Below are 18,163 nucleotides of genomic sequence, written 5' to 3' on the forward strand. Positions count from 1 at the left end.
TTTAAAATTGAAAGGAATAGAACTATGGAACCTATCAAAAGGAGAAATAAAATCGTTGCTGCGCTACAAAAGACAAAAACACCAATAAGCGCTTCGGTGTTAGCAAAAAAATTAGCAGTTAGTCGTCAAATTATTGTTGGCGACGTCGCTTTAATTAGAGCAACAGGAATTGATATTACAGCAACACCTAAAGGGTACGTCTTAACCAGTGAAGAAAGTCCTGATAATCGCTATATCCGGAAAATTGCTTGTGCACATCAACTAGATGAAACTCAAAAAGAATTGTATGCAATAGTTGATAATGGGGGAGAAATAATCGATGTCATCGTGGAACACCCGGTTTATGGTGAGATAAAAGGGCAATTAAATATCAGCTCACGACACGATGTAGATCAATTTCTTCAAAAAATGATACGTTCAAAAGCAAATTTATTATCAGACTTAACAAAAGGCATTCATTTGCATACGATTGCCTGTAAAGATGAATTTATTTTTAATAGAATCATTCAGCAGTTATCTGATGAAAACGTATTGTATCAAGATTAAAAGAGTGTCTTGACATCTTTTTATATTCGGTTATACTAAATTAGTGGAGGTGTCTTGACACCTAAGCAATTATAACCAATTGGAGATGTTTATATGCAAATAAAAAGTGTTCATAGATTAACGGTATCAGCTTTATTAATAGCGATCGGGATTATGATTCCCATTGTTTCACCTGTTAAAATTATTTTAGAACCTGCTTCTTTTACATTAGGTAGCCATGTAGCTATTTTTATTGCTTTATTTATCTCACCAGCTATTGCAGTTTTTGTGGCACTAGGTACAGCTGTTGGCTTTATGATTAGCGGATTCCCTTTAATTGTTGCGTTAAGAGCGTTAACTCATGTAGTATTTGCTATAGTAGGAGCCTTTTGGGTGCAGAGACATCCAGAAATAATAGAAAATCCATTAAAAGCTCAATTTTTCTCTTTTGCTATCGGTGTCGTTCATGCGTTAGCAGAAGTAGCGGTCGTTTCGCTCTTTTATTTTGGTGGGAATGTAACAGATACGTACTACAATCAAGGATTCTTACAGTCTGTTTTTTTAATGGTGGGAATCGGAACAGTGATACACAGTATGGTTGATTTTGGGATTGCCTCTATTATTTGGAAGTCACTGAATAGCAGGAAAAGTTTTAGCTCGTCTATGACAAAAGTTAAAAACTAAAAAAAGCGAAAACTCATAAAAAAAGGGGCTGACTAGTTGTCTGCTCCTTTTTTTTATGGTATAATTAAATTTGAATATTTCTGTCTACAGATAACGGAAAAACTGAGTCGCGCTGATTTATTTGGTGCGGCTCTTACCGCCTTGTAGAGGGGATCAGAAAGTACGTTTTAATTGGCTAAAGAGGTGAATGGTTTGGCAACGAGGATTCCTGAAGAAACGGTTAATAAAATCAGGCAAGAAACCAATATTACAGATATTGTCAGTCAGTACGTACAACTTAAAAAAAAGGGAAAGAATTTTTTTGGTTTCTGTCCATTTCATGATGAGCGAACACCATCATTTTCTGTGACAGAAGAAAAACAAATTTTCCATTGTTTTAGTTGTGGTCGAGGAGGAAATGTTTATTCGTTTTTGATGGAAGTCGACGGATTAAGTTTTCCTGAAGCGGTATTGAAGACAGCAGAACTTAGCCAGATTGAAGTTGATCAAGCTTTACTCAATGGAGGACAATCAAACTCACAAAATAAAGATTCCAAAAAAGACTTTCTTCTCAAAATACATGAAGAGAGTCTTGAATTATTCCATCACATCTTGTTGCAAACAACTGCTGGTGAAGAGGCGTTAGCTTATTTGTTGAAAAGGGGATTAACACAAGAAACCATTGAAACATTTGGTATTGGGTTTGCCCCACATGAGCGTACCCTGTTACAACAATATTTGACTGGCAAAGATTATTCAAAAGAGTTGTTGAGCGAAACGGGCTTATTTGTTGAAAAAGAAAATGGTGATTTATTAGATCGTTTTTCTAATCGAATTGTTTTTCCTATTCGCAATCAACAAGGAAAAGTTGTTGGTTTTTCTGGGAGGTTGTTTGAGACTTCAGACTTTGAAACAGGACCTAAATACTTAAACAGTCCCGAGACCTACCTTTTTAATAAGCGAAGTGTTTTATTTAATTTTGATAAGGCACGCCCTGCTGTCAGACGAGAAAAAGAGGTCATTTTATTTGAAGGCTTTATGGATGTTATTGCTGCATGGCAAGCAGGAATACAAAATGGTGTTGCTTCGATGGGAACCAGTCTGACAAATGAGCAAATCCATATGCTTGGGCGAATAACAGATCAAGTCTTAGTTGCTTATGATGGTGATGATGCAGGTATTGAAGCTGCTAAACGTGCAGCTGATTTATTAATAGATCAAACAGATTTTGATTTGGCTATTTTATCGTTTCCTGAAGGTATGGATCCGGATGATTTTATTAAAGAAAAAGGAGTGCCAGCCTTTAAGGAACTTATTTCTCATGGTAGAGATACCTTGTTTAGTTTCAAAATGAACTACTACCGTCGTGATATGAATTTGAAAAATGAGAGTGAGCGGCTTGGATACATTGAAAAGATAGTAACTGAAATGTTGACGATTACCTCTGCGGTTGAACGAGAAATGTATATGAAGCAACTAGCAGCCGAATTTGATATCTCTATTGATTCTTTAAATGAACAGTTTCAACAACGCTTTTATGAGCGACAAAAAAAACGTTCCAAAGAACCCAAAAAGACGGTAGCAATCCCAGAAATTCGCTCTACAACATTTACTCAAGTTCACAATCAGAGAGGGAAATTGGATTCTATCGAACGAGCAGAACAATTATTGCTCAATCGTTTATTTCATTTTGAAGAAGTTAGAATTCAACTCAAAAATTTACCAGAAGAATTTCATTTCGTACATGATGATTATCAATTATTGTATCTGTACTATGAAAACTTTCAAGAACATGCACAGCATGCTCTGTCAGATACGTCTATTGAGGCTTTTATTGATTTTGTAAAAGAAACACCGTTAAAAAATAAAATCGTTGAAATTGAGTTTCAATCTCTTAGTATGGAGATTGTTCCACAAGAGATTAAAGACTATATCGATGTTATCTCAAGAAAGTCAGTGTTAGAAACACAATTGAAACAAACAAAAGACGAAATGACCGAGGCTGCTAAAAAAGGCGACCAAGCTCAATTAAGAGTTCTAATGATTGAGATTGTCAATCTATCCCGCTTGTTAAAAAATGGGTAGTAAAAAAAGTGAGATTGAAAAAGGGGAGGCATTTTTTTATGGCTGAAGAAAAAAAAGTACCGACATTATCTTATAAGGATGCAGTAAAGGCATTTATTAAAGAATTTAAACCTAGTGGAACGGTTCATTATGATGAATTAACGAATACATTAGCGACACCTTATACATTGGATGCAGATAAAATGGATGCACTTATTCAACAAATTGAAGACAGTGGAATTGGTGTTGTAGGCGATGATGGTGGTCCAACTGTCCGCCAAATGTTAGCTAAAGAGCGTAAAGAAGAAGCTGAAAAGCCAGAAGACTTAACTGCTCCTCCAGGTGTAAAAATCAATGACCCTGTTCGTATGTATTTAAAAGAAATTGGTCGAGTGAATTTATTAACCGCTGCAGAAGAAGTTATGTTAGCTAAAAAAATCGAAGTCGGTGATCAAGAGGCTAAGCAGCGCTTAGCAGAAGCTAACTTGAGATTAGTAGTAAGTATTGCCAAACGTTACGTTGGGCGTGGTATGCAATTTTTAGATTTGATTCAAGAAGGAAACATGGGTTTAATGAAAGCTGTAGAAAAATTTGACTATACTAAAGGGTTCAAATTCTCGACTTATGCTACATGGTGGATTCGTCAAGCCATTACCCGTGCTATTGCTGATCAAGCACGTACGATTCGTATTCCAGTTCATATGGTTGAAACGATTAACAAATTGATTCGTATTCAACGTCAATTGTTACAAGATTTAGGAAGAGAGCCGACACCTGAAGAAATTGGTGCCGAAATGGATCTTCCAACAGAAAAAGTTCGTGAGATTTTAAAAATTGCTCAAGAACCTGTTTCATTAGAAACACCAATTGGTGAAGAAGATGATTCTCACTTAGGTGACTTCATTGAAGATCATGATGCAACTAGCCCAGCAGAAAATGCGGCTTATGAACTGTTAAAAGAACAACTTGAAGATGTCTTAGATACCTTAACGGATCGTGAAGAAAATGTTTTGCGTTTGCGTTTTGGTCTTGATGATGGGCGTACAAGAACATTGGAGGAAGTTGGTAAAGTGTTTGGTGTAACGCGCGAGCGTATTCGTCAAATAGAAGCCAAAGCGTTACGTAAATTGCGTCACCCAAGTCGTTCAAAACAACTGAAAGATTTCTTAGAATAAACTTATTTTAAAAAACCAAGCCGATAGTATTTTCTATTCGCTTGGCTTTTTTTGTTTCAACATATTAAAGCATGGTTTCAAAAAAACTGTTATAATACTTAAGTAGGATAGTTTGAGAGGATGAGAATATATGTTATCGTTTGAGGAAAAAAAAGCTCTATTTGACGAGTACAAAGAATTAACGGCTGTACCTGTTTCACTAAATAGAACCAATTATCATTTTGAGAGTAGTGCAGTTGATAAAACAACGGTTGTTCGTTACCTTCATCGGAATGGAAATGCACTTATTTATGCAGGTTACTTACCTAAAGAAGAAACCATTAAAGGCTATATTTCAGTCCTAGATGCTGATGAAAAAAATATTAGACGTTTGCTAGATAAAGCTATCATATTTTTGAAAAAAACAGAAGATGGTTACGAAGAAGGATACTCCGAATTATGGTTTGATCAAAATGGTGATGTCTTACGTTTAGTATATGACAATCCGATGTGGTCTGTTAATTTACCAGATGGTAAAATGGAGGCTATTTTTAAAACAAAAGAAGCTGCAGAAGGGTATTTATTAGATGAAGCTTTCTTTAAAAATTAATTTTATAACGAAAGAAGTGACAGAGAGTTAATGAAGCTAAAACAACTATCATTGCGCTTAGAAAGAGCAGCTAGCTACGTCCCTGAAGGTTCACGCTTAGCCGATATTGGATCAGATCATGCCTATCTTCCCTGCGTTCTAGCAGTAGAGGGTAAGATTGAATTTGCTATTGCTGGAGAGATTATTGAAGGGCCATTTAGAATTGCCGAGAATCAAGTCGAACGCCTGAAATTACAAAACAAAGTAGTTGTTCGATTGGGAGACGGGTTGAATGTTCTTAATCCTGAATTAGACCAGATTTCTGCCATTACCATTTGTGGTATGGGTGGTGCACTCATTGCTACTATCTTAGACGAAGGATATCGAATGGGGAAATTAACTGGTAAAGAGAGATTGATTTTACAGGCCAATAAAGATGAATCTGATTTGAGAACCTGGCTGATTGACCACCGCTATCAGATTATTTCAGAAGAATTAATTGAAGAAAATAGCAAAATATATGAAATTATAGTAGCTGAAAAATCTGCTGAATCCTCCGTTACTTTTTTAGCAGAAGATATTGCTTTTGGTTTTCATTTGAGAAAAGAACGGTCTTTACTATTTATAAAAAAATGGACAAATGAATTAGCTAAAAACAAGCAGATACTTGTTGATTTACCTAAATCTTCTACAGATCAATCTGAAAAAATACAAGCATTTACGATTAAAATTGCTGCGATTGAGGAGTTATTAAAATGAAAAGTATCTTAGGACATGATTTGATTAAAAAGTTTGAAGAGTTCGCACCAACTTACTTGGCTGAAGAAGGCGATCCTGTTGGTTTAGCTATTGGAACATTAAATAAATCAGTAAAAAAAGTTTTAGTAACACTAGATGTGCGTCCTGAAGTTGTACAAGAAGCGATTTCAAAAAATATTGACTTAATTTTTGCTCATCATCCACCACTCTTTAGACCTGCAAAAAACCTAGTAACGGATGACCCGCAAATCAACATGTATGCTGATTTATTGAAAAATGATATTGCTGTTTATGCTGCCCATACAAACCTTGATGTAGCAACAAATGGGATGAATGCATGGTTAGCAAAAGCGATTGGCATCACGGAAACTGAAATTATGTCAGTGACAAAGCGAGAGAAATATAAAAAGTTAGTTGTTTTTGTTCCACTAGCAAATAAAAGTGAGATGATTCAAGCATTAACTCAAGCAGGAGCAGGAGAAATCGGCCCTAACTATAAGGATTGTACTTATACCGTTGAAGGAACCGGAAGTTTTACACCAATGAATCAAGCACAACCGCATATTGGGCAACCAAATGAAGTAGAAGAAGTGAACGAAGCACGGATTGAAGTGATGTTCCCAGAACGATTAACTGCTGAAATTGAAAAGGCGTTGTTTTCTGAGCATCCTTATGAAGAACCGGTTTATGACGTTTACACAATAGAAAACTACGTGGATCAATATGGATTAGGACGAGTCGGAAATTTGAAAGAGCCAATAACTATTGAAGAATTTGCTAAAAAAATAAAAGATACATTTGGCGTTATTGGATTGCGTTACCTTGCAAAAGATCCTACTCAAAAAATCCAGCGTGTTGCTATATGTGGTGGAGATGCAGGCAAATTTTATCCAGATGCTATCCGTAAAGGTGCTGAAGTTTACATCACTGGAGACGTTTATTACCATGTTGGACATGATATGTTAGCATCCAACCTTAGTGTCATCGATCCAGGACACCATATTGAAAGTATTTGTAAAAAAGAATTGGCTACTCTCTTTACAAATTGGAGTAAAGAGATGGATTGGGATTTAGAAGTGATACAATCATCTTTAAATACCGATCCCTATCGTTTTATCTAATGTTAAACATTAATTGACTATAAAATATATTGAGTAAAAGGAGTTTTTTTATGTATAAAAATTTAGTTCCACGTTTTGTTCGCTATATTCAAACAGAGACTCGTTCTGATGAGACGAGCACAACTATTCCTTCTACGCAAACTCAAGTTGTTTTTGCTAAAACATTAATGTCTGAATTAACGACCTTGGGGATGAGTGATGTTTCTTACAATGAAAAAAATGGGTATGTTACTGCAACTTTGCCATCTAATAGTGATGAGGATGTTTCAACAATTGGTTTTATTGCTCACATGGATACAGCTGATTTTAATGCTGAAAATGTTCAGCCACAGTTTCATGAAAACTATGACGGCAATACCATTGTGTTGAATCAAGAAAAAAATATTAGTCTATCGCCTAAAGATTTTCCTAATTTGAAAAATTATATTGGCAAAACATTAATCACTACAGATGGCAATACTCTATTAGGCGCTGACGATAAAGCTGGTATTGCTGAAATTATGACAGCAATGGAAATTTTATTAGCTGACTCAACGATTAAACATGGTACTGTTCGTGTAGCTTTTGGTCCTGATGAGGAAATTGGAATAGGCGCAAATCTTTTTGATGTACCTGGTTTTAATGCAGATTTTGCTTATACAATGGACGGTGGGCCTGTTGGAGAACTAGAATACGAAAGCTTTAATGCTGCTTCAGCTATCGTGAAGATTCAAGGGAAAAACGTTCACCCAGGAACAGCAAAAGACACAATGGTAAATGCTTTAAAACTTGGTTTAGCTTTTGACGCTGCTTTACCTCAAGGTGAAGTTCCCGAAAAAACAAGTGGTCGAGAAGGATTTTTCCATTTGTTAGGAATGACCGGTGAAGTAGAAGAAGCTAAAATGGAGTACATTATTCGAGATCATGATCGGGCTAAATTCGAAGAGCGTAAAACTTTTATACAAAATGTTGCAAAAGAATTAAACGAAAAAAATGGTGTTGAACGAATTACTGTTGAGTTAAAAGATTCTTATTACAATATGGGTGAAATTATCGAAAAAGACATGACGGTTATTGAGCTTGCTGAGCAAGCGATGAAAAACTTGAACATTAAGCCGATTATTGAACCAATTAGAGGTGGGACTGACGGCTCTAAAATTTCATTTATGGGCTTGCCAACCCCTAATATATTCGCAGGTGGTGAGAATTTCCATGGTCGCTATGAATTCGTCGCAGTAGAAAGTATGCAAAAAGCAACAGATGTCATTGTTGAAATTGTTTCTTTGAATGCAAGAAATAAAGGGTAATGTTAACTTATGCTATAGCGTATAGTCTTGCTTTAAACGGTTGGCTATTTATTTTAATGGGACTTGATAAAAAAAAGGCACAGCAACGTAAATGGCGTATTCCCGAAAAAAGAATGCTGACACTTGGACTTGTTGGCGGAGGATTAGGTGGCTTATTGGGTATGTACCTGTTTAGACACAAGACGAAAGAGCTTAAATTTAAGGTAATCTATTCTTTAGGAGTAGTCGTACTAGTTAGCGTCATGTTTTACTTTTTAGTTTTAAACTAATGTAGCAGACTACTTTTTTTATCATTCGCATAAGCACTTCAAAATTAGATTTAAAAACCTAACTTTTGGAGTGCTTTTGTTCTCATTCATTATGAAGTCTATAGATGCAATAAAGTCGGAAAGTAAATGGTAGATTTGAAAGAAACAAAAATAGTAGATGAGGTGGACGTACGATGGGGTTGCAGTTTGTTTTAGGTCGAGCTAATCGCGATAAAAGAGGACATATGTTAGATGAGATTGCCACTACACTGAGTGCAAATAAACAAGCTAAAGTATTTTATTTGGTTCCAGATCATATTAAATTTGAAGCTGAGATGACGGTACTTGAAAAAATTGGAGAACGTCCTCCTTTTAATGAAAATAATATAATGGGCATGATGAATCTTCAAGTCTTTAGTTTTAATCGTTTAGCATGGTATTGGCTTCAAGATACGGATGTATTTATTAAACCGCAATTAACAAGTTCTGGTTTATCTATGCTTGTGCGCAAGTTGTTAATTGATTATGAGGAACAATTGATCATTTATCGTGGAGAAGTTCGAAAAACAGGATTTGTTCAACAATTAACAGATTTATTTTTAGAATTAAGAACAGGCCGAATTAGTCAAGATGACTTATCAGGATTGATTCATCAGTTAGGATCAAGTCCACAAGAAGTAGATTTTCAATTAAAGCTAAAAGATATCTCTTTATTGTATCAGGCCTTTGATACTTCTTTGATGGGTAAGTATGTTGAAACAGAGGATATCATAACAGCACTGATTGAAAAATTACAAGAAATAGATTTTTCAGAGACAACTATTTATATTGAAAGTTACTTTCGGTTTACTGCGCAAGAACAAGCACTAATTTTAGCTTTAATGCATTCTGCTAAAAAAGTGACGATTTCTTTAACCTTGGATAAAGGGTATCCAAATGAAAAACCCGGAATGCACGAACTTTTCCAGGCAGCTGGCGAAACGTACTACAAATTATACCAATTAGCTCGCACTGAGCACATTCCGATTGCACCAGATCGATTGATTCAAAAAATAGACGCTTCTTATTGTGAAGAATTAAATCAACTAGAAGATTTTTGGGTAGAGTCAACTAAATTAAGTCCTGTTAATTCCAATCTAAAAAAACAGCAGCTTCCTATGAATGAGTGCGTTGAAATCTGGGCAGCTGAAGATAAACAAGCAGAAGTCTCTCATGTTGCAAAAGAGATTAGAAAAATGATAAAAAGTGAAAAGTATCGGTATAAAGATATCTTAATTCTAACTCGAAATACTCAAGATTACTTAACGATTCTAGGGCCCATTTTTGCGGAAAATGGCATTGAAACATTTATTGATAGTGCTGATTTGATGACTCAACATCCACTAGTTGAGCTAATCGATGCACTACTGACAATTAAGCGGAAAAATTGGCGTTATGCAGATGTCATGCGTTTATTGCGCACAGAGTTGTTTGTTCCAGAACAATCGACTAAATTGCCTGTTGACAGAAAAACTCGCATTCAATCTATTCAAAATCAAGTAAATCAGTTTCGTGATAAAATTGATCTAATGGAGAACGTTGTATTAGCTTATGGGTATGAAGGATACCAGTGGACTATGAAAGAACCCTGGCATTACACTAAGTTTTACTATGACGATACTGACTTCCAATCTGACTCAGACCAACGTATTGAAAACACCGCTAATCAGGTGAGATTTTTATTAAAAAATACACTACTTCCTTTTTTTACTCAGCTTGAAAAAGCTAAAACAGGAGCTGAAGCTGCAAAAATACTTTACCTTTTTTTAGAAAAAATAGGAGTAGATACCCAATTAACTTTTTGGCGAGACCAAGCGATTGAAGCCAACGATTTGGAAACAGCTAAAAAACACGAACAGATTTGGTCCGTCCTTTTGCAGTTATTAGATGAGTATGTCGAAGTATTGGGTGAAGAAATTTTTGAGATGGAGAGTTTCCAAGCTATTTTGTCAGCAGGTTTTGAGAATGCGTCTTACAGTATTGTCCCACCTAATATTGATCAAGTTATTTTTTCAGGTCTTGAAGGAACACGAATTGGTACGGCAAAAGTCACTTTCTTACTAGGAATGACAGATATCCATTTACCGGCTAAATCAGAGAATAAAAGCATGTTAACAAATGAGGACCGCTCCTTTTTCTCTGAATTTTTAGCTTCTGGGAAATATCTAAAACCGTCTTCAGAAGATTTAATGGCTTCTGAGCCTTTTATTGCTTACAACGCCTTTCTAGATTCTTCTGAGCAATTGATTTTTTCTTATCCGCTTAACAGTGATTCTAAAGAAATCGCTAAATTATCTCCTTACGTAGAGCGGATAGGGAAACAATTTTCTCTTCCAGTTCAGTTCAAAGGATCAGAAATTAGCTCCTTAGAAAATCCAACACCTAAAGAAACACTAAGTTTCATTGGAACTAAAAAAAGTACAATGAGCCAATTAGTAGTAGTCCTTCGCAAAGAGCAAGATAAAAAAGGCGTGTTATCCCCATTCTGGATAGGAATTTATCGCTATTTCAAACGAGATGAACATCTAGCGGGATCTTTTCATCAATTGTTAACAAGCTTAGTAAAGAAAAATATTCCGCATCCGTTAAAAAATGAGATTGCTACTAGCTTGTACGGAAAAGATCTTTATTTATCGGTTTCTCGCTTAGAAACCTTTTATGCAGATCCTTACAACCATTTTTTACAATATGGGCTTAAATTAAATGAACGAGATCGATTCGGTTTATCACCAGCAGGAACAGGTGAATTCTTCCACGATGCGTTGGATCAATTATTCAAGTCTTTATTAACAAGAGAGTTGACGTTAGCTACTTTAGATACTGAAGCGATTGAGCTCATTACAGATGAGGTCTTAGCTGTTTTATTCAAAAAACCAAAATTCTCTATTTTGTCGGCTTCTAATCGAATGAAATTCATTCGCAGCCAACTAAGCCAAACGATTAAAAGGATGGTGTGGGCACTAGGTAATCAAAGCAGAAGGACAAGTATGAAGACTGTTCAAACAGAAGTCTTATTCGGACAGTTAGCGAATCAAAAAGGAATAGAAGGACTATCTTTTCCCTTAAATAATGGAGGGACTCTTTTTATCCGCGGTAAAATTGATCGAGTTGATACAGTAGAAGTAGAGAATCAACATTATTTGAGTGTGGTCGATTATAAATCAAGTGCACATAAGTTTAATTATTTTGAAGCGTATTATGGCTTAGCTATGCAAATGATTACCTATTTGGATACGGCTTTAAGTAACGCAACAGAACTAATTGGGCATTCAGCTAAACCTGCTGGGGCATTTTATGTGCATGTAAAAAATCCTTTTATTAAAGAAACCGAGATAACAGATGAAGAGTCGATAGCTACAGAATTTTTAAAAAAATTTAAATTAGATGGACTTCTTTTAGAGGAAGAAGATTTATTATTAGCTTTAGATCATACAATTGAGCCAACCACAGCTTCATCTGTTTATCCATTCAATCAACTGAAAGATAAATCATTGAAATCAACTGGATTTGTTACACTTGAAGAAATGGCAGCTCTGAGAATGCACAATCAGAAATTAATCGTGGATGCTGGTAATGCCATTATAGAAGGTGTCACAACACTTCAGCCATTCTTTGAAAAAAGACAACATATCTCTACTGTTAGCGGTGAATTTAAAGCCGTTTCTCAGTTTGATTATATGTTACCTGAAAATAACTACCGAAAAGAAGAAAAATTAAAACGTGAGGATGTTCTCAAGTTAATTTTAGCAGAAAAGGAGGAAAATGAATGAGCCAATTGCCGATAAAACCATTAAATAGCCGATTTACAGATGGCCAATGGCAGTCTATTTACGAATCTGGCCATAATATTTTGGTTTCTGCCTCAGCTGGATCGGGTAAAACAACCGTATTGGTTCAGCGCGTGATTGAAAAAATAAAAGCAGGTATCAATGTCGATGAATTGTTAATCGTTACCTACACAGAAGCCGCTGCAAGAGAAATGAAAGAACGAATTAAAACGGCCATTCAACAAGCCATTACTGGTGAAGGTCACCCAGAACAAAAGCAGCATTTAATCAAGCAAATGACGTTACTGCCACAAGCTTCTATTAGCACACTTCATGCCTTTTGTTTACAAGTTATCCGACGTTACTACTATTTAATTGATTTAGATCCTGTTTTTAGACTATTAACAGACGAAACAGAAATTGTTTTATTAAAAGAATCTGTTTGGGAAGAAGTTAGAGAAAAACTATATGGAGATGAATCAGGTTCATTTCTCGATTTAGCCCGCGCTTATTCTAACGATCGCAGTGATGCTGGATTAACCGAACTTGTTTTTTCATTATACGAATTCTCTAGAGCCAATCCTGATCCAGATTATTGGTTAGAAAATCTTTCTGGCTTATATACTGATACGTTAGATTCTTTTTTAAAAGGAGTTTTATTTCAACAACTCGTAAAACCTCAACTGGTAGATAGTTTGGTGAATATGATTGAATTAGATTTAACAGCTGCTAAAATTGGCGAAGGCGAGCAAGAACTAGTCAATCAAACTAAAATCGTTACTAGTGAAGCCGTTCATTTTAAAGAAGTGCTTGCGCTTATTCAAGCGGATCACTATCAAAACGTTTATCCTTTAGTTCAATCGTTTAAGTTCGTTAATTGGAGGCCAGTCAAAAGATCAGCAGATGATAGTGTAAAAGATGCCGGTATCGAAATGGCTGTCTTGCGAAAACAAGCAAAGGCTCGTTATGAAAAAATGAAAGAAGAGTATTTTAATGCGCCTTTAGAAAATCAACTTGACGTTATGGTTAAAACAGTGCTATTAGTCGAAGAGATGGCTCGGGTTGCAAAGGTCTACTCGCTGGCTTATCGCGAGAGAAAAAACGAGCGGAATTTACTAGATTTCAATGACCTAGAGCACTTAACATTAAACATTTTAGCTAAAAATGAAGCGCAAAAGTGGACACCCACAGAAGCGTCTAATCACTATCGAGAAAAATTTAAAGAAGTGATGATTGATGAGTACCAAGATATTAACAAGTTACAGGAAAATATTCTGCACTGGTTAACAAAAAATGAAACAAATACAGGAAATCTTTTTATGGTAGGAGATGTTAAGCAGTCTATTTACTCTTTTAGACTAGCAGATCCTGGTTTATTTTTAGAAAAATACGAAAAATACGGTGAAAATAATGGTGGCGAACGGATTATTTTAGCTGAAAATTTCCGATCAAGAGGAGAAATTTTACAATTCACTAATTTAATCTTTGAACAACTAATGGATAAATCTGTTGGCCAAATGGATTACGATGAGCCTGCTAAATTAATCCAAGGGTTTACTGATTTTCCAGAAACAACTGAGCATGCTACAGAGATTTTGATTTATGAAAAAGGAAAAGAGACAAAAAAAGAGGAGTCCAACGAAGAGTCTTTAGATTACGATATGCAAATAGAGGGGAAGACACAAGGCGAACTACTGATGGTTGGTCAAAAAATTCAACAACTAATTAAAGAAGGATTTCCTATTTATGATAAAAAATTAAAAAGTAACCGTCCAATTAGATACAAGGATATCGTCTTATTAACACCTACTAAAAAAAATAATTTAATTTTACTGGAGATATTCAACCGACTATCGATTCCGTTGTCTGTCACTAATACACAAAATTATTTTCAAACGACTGAGATTACGATTATGATGTCTTTATTAAAAATAATTGATAATCCCTATCAAGATATTCCTTTAGCTGCAGTCTTGCGTTCGCCTATTGTGGGGTTGAATGAAAATGAGTTAGCGTCTATTCGAATCAGTCAAAAAACAGGTGAGTATTATGAAGCACTTAATCAATTTTATTCTTCTTATCCAGGAGAAGATAGGGCTAGTGGGTTTACAACGACCTTATTTAATAAAATTGATGTATTCTTAGTCCGTTTAAAAAAATGGCGAGAAGAAGCGAGAAGAAATCATTTAGTCGAATTGATTTGGTCTATCTATACAGATACTCAATTCCTTGATTACGTAGGCGGGATGAGCTCAGGACGTCAGCGTAAGGCAAATCTACATGCTTTATACGAAAGAGCAGCTAGCTATGAGAAAACGAGTTTTAAAGGACTCTTTCAATTTGTCCGTTTTATTGAAAAAATGCAAGAAAAGGATAAAGATTTAGCTGAACCTAAAGCTATTGCTGTAGACGAAGACGCGGTACGCGTAATGACTATTCATGCTAGCAAGGGGTTAGAGTTTCCAGTTGTCTTTGTGTTAGACTTAACTAAAAAATTTAATTTACAAGATATTACAAACAGTTATTTATTTAATGAAGATTTTGGAATCGGAACGGAATATAGAGATCAAGAGAGCCACATCCGTTATGCTTCCTTACCCAACAGTGCATTAAAAGTGGAAAGAAAAGTCAAATTGCTATCAGAGGAGATGCGAAAACTGTATGTTGCTCTGACTCGCGCTGAAGAAAAGCTTTTTTTAGTTGGTTCTTATACAGATGAAGAAGCTGCTTACAAAGAGTGGGGAATCATAAGCGGCCATGAAGCAACTGTTTTACCTAATGCCGACCGTCTGGCAGCAACTAATTTGATGAAATGGATTGGACTTTCGTTGATGAGACATTCAGATGCAACAAATGATTTTCTTTCAATTACAGCTAATAATGTGCACATTAAAAATCATCCAGCTAAGTTTTCTATTCATTTTTATAAAGAAAGTATGATTCAAGAAGAATTGATTCAAGAAAATCTTGAAACGGACGAGAAATGGATCGAAAAACTTGATGAATCTGTTTCAAAAAATAGGTTAGTTGTAGAGGAACAAGGGCTCTTAGAAGAAGCCTTATCACTCATGAATTATACTTACCGTTATGAAAAAGCAACTCATACGACTAGCTATCAATCTGTCTCAGAGATTAAGCGGTTATTTGAAGAACCAGAAGATGAGTTCATGGTTAAAATAGATATCAACCAGCCACGCAATCAAAATAGATTTGTAGAGGACAAATTAACACGTCCCAAGTTTATGGCAGAGATGACTGCTCCTACAAATGCAGAAATAGGGACGGCAACACACTTAGTGATGCAATCTATTACTCTCTTTGAACCGGTAACTGTCCTTTCAGTTAACAAATTAATCCTAAATCTAGTTGAACGTGGCATGTTGCAGTCAGAGATAGCTGAAAAAATAGAAAAAGACAAAATTGTTCGCTTTTTTGAAAATAAATTAGGACAGTTATTATTAGCTCATCCTGAACAAGTTAAACGAGAAGCTCCTTTTTCATTGCTAATAAAAGCGGATAGAATCTTTACTGATTTAGACCCTACTGCTAAAGACACCGTTTTGATTCACGGAATTGTAGATGGATACTTGGAATTTGAAAAAGAGATTATTTTATTTGATTATAAAACAGACCAAATTACTCGCTACGGTTTGAAAGCTGGTGAGAAGATGCTTGAAAAATACAGAGGACAAATGAATTTATATCGGAAAGCACTTGAAATTAGTTTGAATAAACCTGTTGTACAAGCGTATCTCTGTTTATTGGCTAACAATGAATTGGTTCTAGTAAACGACTAATGAAAAGGCCCCTTTCTCGTCTTGTATAACAGACGAAGAAAGGGGCCTTTTCATTAGGTTGAACGATTTATTTTAAATTATACTCTACACCTGGTGTATAACTGTTATTAGCATCCCATAAAAGAAACTCTTCAACTCCGGCTTCGTGTAACGCCTTGATCTGATCAGATACTTGAGGTGCTCCATAATTAAGGTAGTTGCCAGCACCAAGATAAGAAGCTGTAAAATCTTGTAGCCAGGGTCTTGATTTAGGTGGTGTTTCTAATGAGCCTAACAACTCATTTTCAACTTTCATGTATTCTTGGACTAATTTATAAGGCTCTAGGTCGGGTTTTGCAATTCCGAAATAAGAACCCCAGTGACTAGGATAAATCATAGAAGAAATAACATCAACGTTTTCAGAAATTTTACCAAAGTTTTGCCCAATTCCTGGAGCTTCTGGAACAGTAGCAGCGTAACCAAAGATATCTACAGAGACTTCAACACCATATGGACGCAACTCTTCACGTGCATATTTAACAAAATCGGTTACAGCAGCAACACGCTGTTGTACTTCGTCTAATTCGCTATCTTGATAATCACCGCGAGTGTAACTTAAACTATCGCTTTGCGTTTCAAAACCTTCTGGGAAACGAACATAATCAAATTGTATTTCTTTAAAACCCATTTTAGCAGCTTGTTTAGCTACTTCAACATTGTATTCCCAGACATCTTTTGAGAAGGGATTTACAAAGGCATCTCCGTTGCTATTTTTCCAAACACTCCCATCAGGACGCTTGAAAGATAATTCTGGTTTTGCTTCTGCAAGTAAAGTATCTTTGAAAACAACGACTCGAGCAATCGGATAAATTTGATTTTTTTCTAAATTAGTCATCATTGAGTCTGGATCAGCAATGTAATTTTGAGTGCTTTTTTGAATCAATTCATTATCAGATTTTACATCTGTAGTCAGATGACCAACATCATCTTTTATATCGATAACCATCGCATTTAAACCACTTGAAGTAACGAATTCAGATAATTCAGCCATTCTTTTTGGTGCACCAGCAGAATAGGCTGTTAAATAGACTCCTTTGACGCCGTTTTCAGGATAAGCAATAGTAATTCCACTATCATAAGCAAATTGTGCAGGAAATTTTTTAGGGATACTTAAAAGAGGTTGATCATTGACTTCGATAGGTTGGTCTTTAGCAGGCTCTGCTGCTTGTGTAGCTAATGGAAAAGCAGCAAAAAGCAAGAAGCTTAGCAACACGCTGTTCGTTAGTTTTTTAGTCGTTATCATTGGGTAGATTCCTCTCTTTCTGGTGATGCAATTAGTGCTGGATCTATTAATGTGTAGCCTTTTTCTTTTAATCCTTCTGCAATAGCAATGGTCGCTTCGTTTGTCCAAGATCGATCATGCATCAATAAGTTTGCACCATCGTTCAAGTACTCTGTGTTTAACATGATATCCGTCAAGGCTTCAGAATTTTGGTAATCTGCTTCCCAATCGTATCCGTATGTCCAATTCATGAACACCATTTTTTCTTCTTCAATAATTTGAGCAGATACATCTGTATTCACACCGTATGGAGCTCTGAAGAAACGAGGTTTTACTCCTGTTATTTCATAAACTAACTCATTTGTTTTGATAATTTCTTGTCGTTGTTCTTCTGGTGTTATTTCACTTAAGTTAGCATGCGTTTGTGAGTGGTTGCCGATTTCAAAGCCCATATCGTAAATGTCTTTTAGTTTTTGCTTGCCTTCGTCTGATTCAATGTACATACCGTTAACAAAGAATACTGCAGGTGCGTCAATAGATTTTAGTTTTTTAGCAATCTCAACGGCGTGTGTATCAGGAGCATCATCGAAAGTTAATAAAGCTACTTTTGTATTGTCCTCTTTATTCAAGGGTTCAATAGTGAAGATTGCTGGATTAACGTTGTATGTATACTCTGCTGGTTTTATTTCTTCCTCTTCTAGTATCTTTTCAGATGCAGCTAGAGCACTGTCACTTGATGCGTCTGTTGCATTCGAATTGCTTTGAGTAAGAGAAGAAGTCATTGAATTTGTTTCAGAAATCGTTGGATCAGTTGTTTGGCAAGCACTTAATAGCAAGGCGCTAATTAAGGTTACTCCACAAAGGGATAGTGCCTGTTTCATTTTTTCATC

The 18,163-nt window shown here is 35.6% G+C and carries 13 protein-coding genes; 11 read left to right on the plus strand and 2 right to left on the minus strand.

Annotated elements, in window-relative coordinates; genetic code table 11:
- The first annotated feature begins 24 nt into the window (after positions 1-24).
- From ACMHYH_RS05175 to addA, 11 genes are all read left to right on the plus strand, one after another.
- Complete coding sequence (locus tag ACMHYH_RS05175) at positions 25-546, plus strand: transcription repressor NadR (protein ID WP_414840264.1); 522 nt, start codon at positions 25-27, stop codon at positions 544-546.
- Between the two features lie 93 nt (positions 547-639).
- Positions 640-1,209, plus strand: a complete 570-nt coding sequence (locus ACMHYH_RS05180; protein WP_414840265.1) for a hypothetical protein — start codon at positions 640-642, stop codon at positions 1,207-1,209.
- 192 nt (positions 1,210-1,401) lie between these two features.
- Positions 1,402-3,273, plus strand: a complete 1,872-nt coding sequence (gene dnaG, locus ACMHYH_RS05185) for a DNA primase (RefSeq protein ID WP_414840266.1) — start codon at positions 1,402-1,404, stop codon at positions 3,271-3,273.
- A gap of 38 nt (positions 3,274-3,311) precedes the next feature.
- Positions 3,312-4,427 (plus strand): RNA polymerase sigma factor RpoD, encoded by a 1,116-nt coding sequence (rpoD, locus tag ACMHYH_RS05190; RefSeq protein WP_414840267.1) that lies wholly within the window; start codon positions 3,312-3,314, stop codon positions 4,425-4,427.
- A 130-nt stretch (positions 4,428-4,557) separates the two neighbouring features.
- A complete protein-coding gene (locus ACMHYH_RS05195) occupies positions 4,558-5,016 on the plus strand; it encodes a hypothetical protein (protein WP_414840268.1) in 459 nt (152 codons plus the stop codon).
- A gap of 30 nt (positions 5,017-5,046) precedes the next feature.
- Positions 5,047-5,754 (plus strand): tRNA (adenine(22)-N(1))-methyltransferase, encoded by a 708-nt coding sequence (locus ACMHYH_RS05200; protein WP_414840269.1) that lies wholly within the window; start codon positions 5,047-5,049, stop codon positions 5,752-5,754.
- Positions 5,751-6,875 (plus strand): Nif3-like dinuclear metal center hexameric protein, encoded by a 1,125-nt coding sequence (locus ACMHYH_RS05205; protein WP_414840270.1) that lies wholly within the window; start codon positions 5,751-5,753, stop codon positions 6,873-6,875. The genes ACMHYH_RS05200 and ACMHYH_RS05205 overlap by 4 nt, the downstream gene beginning before the upstream one ends.
- Before the next feature lie 50 nt (positions 6,876-6,925).
- Complete coding sequence (gene pepT / locus ACMHYH_RS05210) at positions 6,926-8,161, plus strand: peptidase T (RefSeq protein WP_414840271.1); 1,236 nt, start codon at positions 6,926-6,928, stop codon at positions 8,159-8,161.
- Positions 8,161-8,430 carry a DUF1294 domain-containing protein gene (locus ACMHYH_RS05215; RefSeq protein ID WP_414840272.1) on the plus strand — a complete coding sequence of 90 codons (270 nt, stop codon included), beginning with the start codon at positions 8,161-8,163 and terminating at the stop codon, positions 8,428-8,430. The genes pepT and ACMHYH_RS05215 overlap by 1 nt, the downstream gene beginning before the upstream one ends.
- Before the next feature lie 173 nt (positions 8,431-8,603).
- Positions 8,604-12,218, plus strand: a complete 3,615-nt coding sequence (locus ACMHYH_RS05220) for a PD-(D/E)XK nuclease family protein (RefSeq protein WP_414840273.1) — start codon at positions 8,604-8,606, stop codon at positions 12,216-12,218.
- Positions 12,215-16,012, plus strand: a complete 3,798-nt coding sequence (gene addA, locus ACMHYH_RS05225) for a helicase-exonuclease AddAB subunit AddA (protein ID WP_414840274.1) — start codon at positions 12,215-12,217, stop codon at positions 16,010-16,012. Before ACMHYH_RS05220 ends, addA begins: the two co-directional genes overlap by 4 nt.
- 67 nt (positions 16,013-16,079) lie before the next feature.
- Here addA and ACMHYH_RS05230 read toward each other — a convergent pair whose 3' ends face one another.
- Both ACMHYH_RS05230 and ACMHYH_RS05235 read right to left on the minus strand, forming a co-directional pair.
- Positions 16,080-17,294, minus strand: a complete 1,215-nt coding sequence (locus tag ACMHYH_RS05230) for a putative glycoside hydrolase (protein ID WP_414840275.1) — start codon at positions 17,292-17,294, stop codon at positions 16,080-16,082.
- Positions 17,291-18,154: a polysaccharide deacetylase family protein gene (locus tag ACMHYH_RS05235; protein WP_414840276.1), complete on the minus strand. Its 864-nt coding sequence runs from the start codon at positions 18,152-18,154 to the stop codon at positions 17,291-17,293. Before ACMHYH_RS05235 ends, ACMHYH_RS05230 begins: the two co-directional genes overlap by 4 nt.
- Between the last annotated feature and the right edge of the window lie 9 nt (positions 18,155-18,163).

This window comes from Carnobacterium sp. TMP28, from assembly GCF_047553015.1.
GTDB lineage: Bacteria > Bacillota > Bacilli > Lactobacillales > Carnobacteriaceae > Carnobacterium_A.

What these genes read in the sequence shown, in the direction of transcription:
- ACMHYH_RS05175 (WP_414840264.1), top strand. Translation starts at nt 25, where the DNA reads ATGGAACCTATCAAAAGGAGAAATAAAATCGTTGCTGCGCTACAAAAG.
- ACMHYH_RS05180 (WP_414840265.1), top strand. Translation starts at nt 640, where the DNA reads ATGCAAATAAAAAGTGTTCATAGATTAACGGTATCAGCTTTATTAATA.
- rpoD (WP_414840267.1), top strand. Translation starts at nt 3,312, where the DNA reads ATGGCTGAAGAAAAAAAAGTACCGACATTATCTTATAAGGATGCAGTA.
- ACMHYH_RS05195 (WP_414840268.1), top strand. Translation starts at nt 4,558, where the DNA reads ATGTTATCGTTTGAGGAAAAAAAAGCTCTATTTGACGAGTACAAAGAA.
- ACMHYH_RS05200 (WP_414840269.1), top strand. Translation starts at nt 5,047, where the DNA reads ATGAAGCTAAAACAACTATCATTGCGCTTAGAAAGAGCAGCTAGCTAC.
- ACMHYH_RS05205 (WP_414840270.1), top strand. Translation starts at nt 5,751, where the DNA reads ATGAAAAGTATCTTAGGACATGATTTGATTAAAAAGTTTGAAGAGTTC.
- pepT (WP_414840271.1), top strand. Translation starts at nt 6,926, where the DNA reads ATGTATAAAAATTTAGTTCCACGTTTTGTTCGCTATATTCAAACAGAG.
- ACMHYH_RS05215 (WP_414840272.1), top strand. Translation starts at nt 8,161, where the DNA reads ATGTTAACTTATGCTATAGCGTATAGTCTTGCTTTAAACGGTTGGCTA.
- ACMHYH_RS05220 (WP_414840273.1), top strand. Translation starts at nt 8,604, where the DNA reads ATGGGGTTGCAGTTTGTTTTAGGTCGAGCTAATCGCGATAAAAGAGGA.
- addA (WP_414840274.1), top strand. Translation starts at nt 12,215, where the DNA reads ATGAGCCAATTGCCGATAAAACCATTAAATAGCCGATTTACAGATGGC.
- ACMHYH_RS05230 (WP_414840275.1), bottom strand. Translation starts at nt 17,294, where the DNA reads ATGATAACGACTAAAAAACTAACGAACAGCGTGTTGCTAAGCTTCTTG.
- ACMHYH_RS05235 (WP_414840276.1), bottom strand. Translation starts at nt 18,154, where the DNA reads ATGAAACAGGCACTATCCCTTTGTGGAGTAACCTTAATTAGCGCCTTG.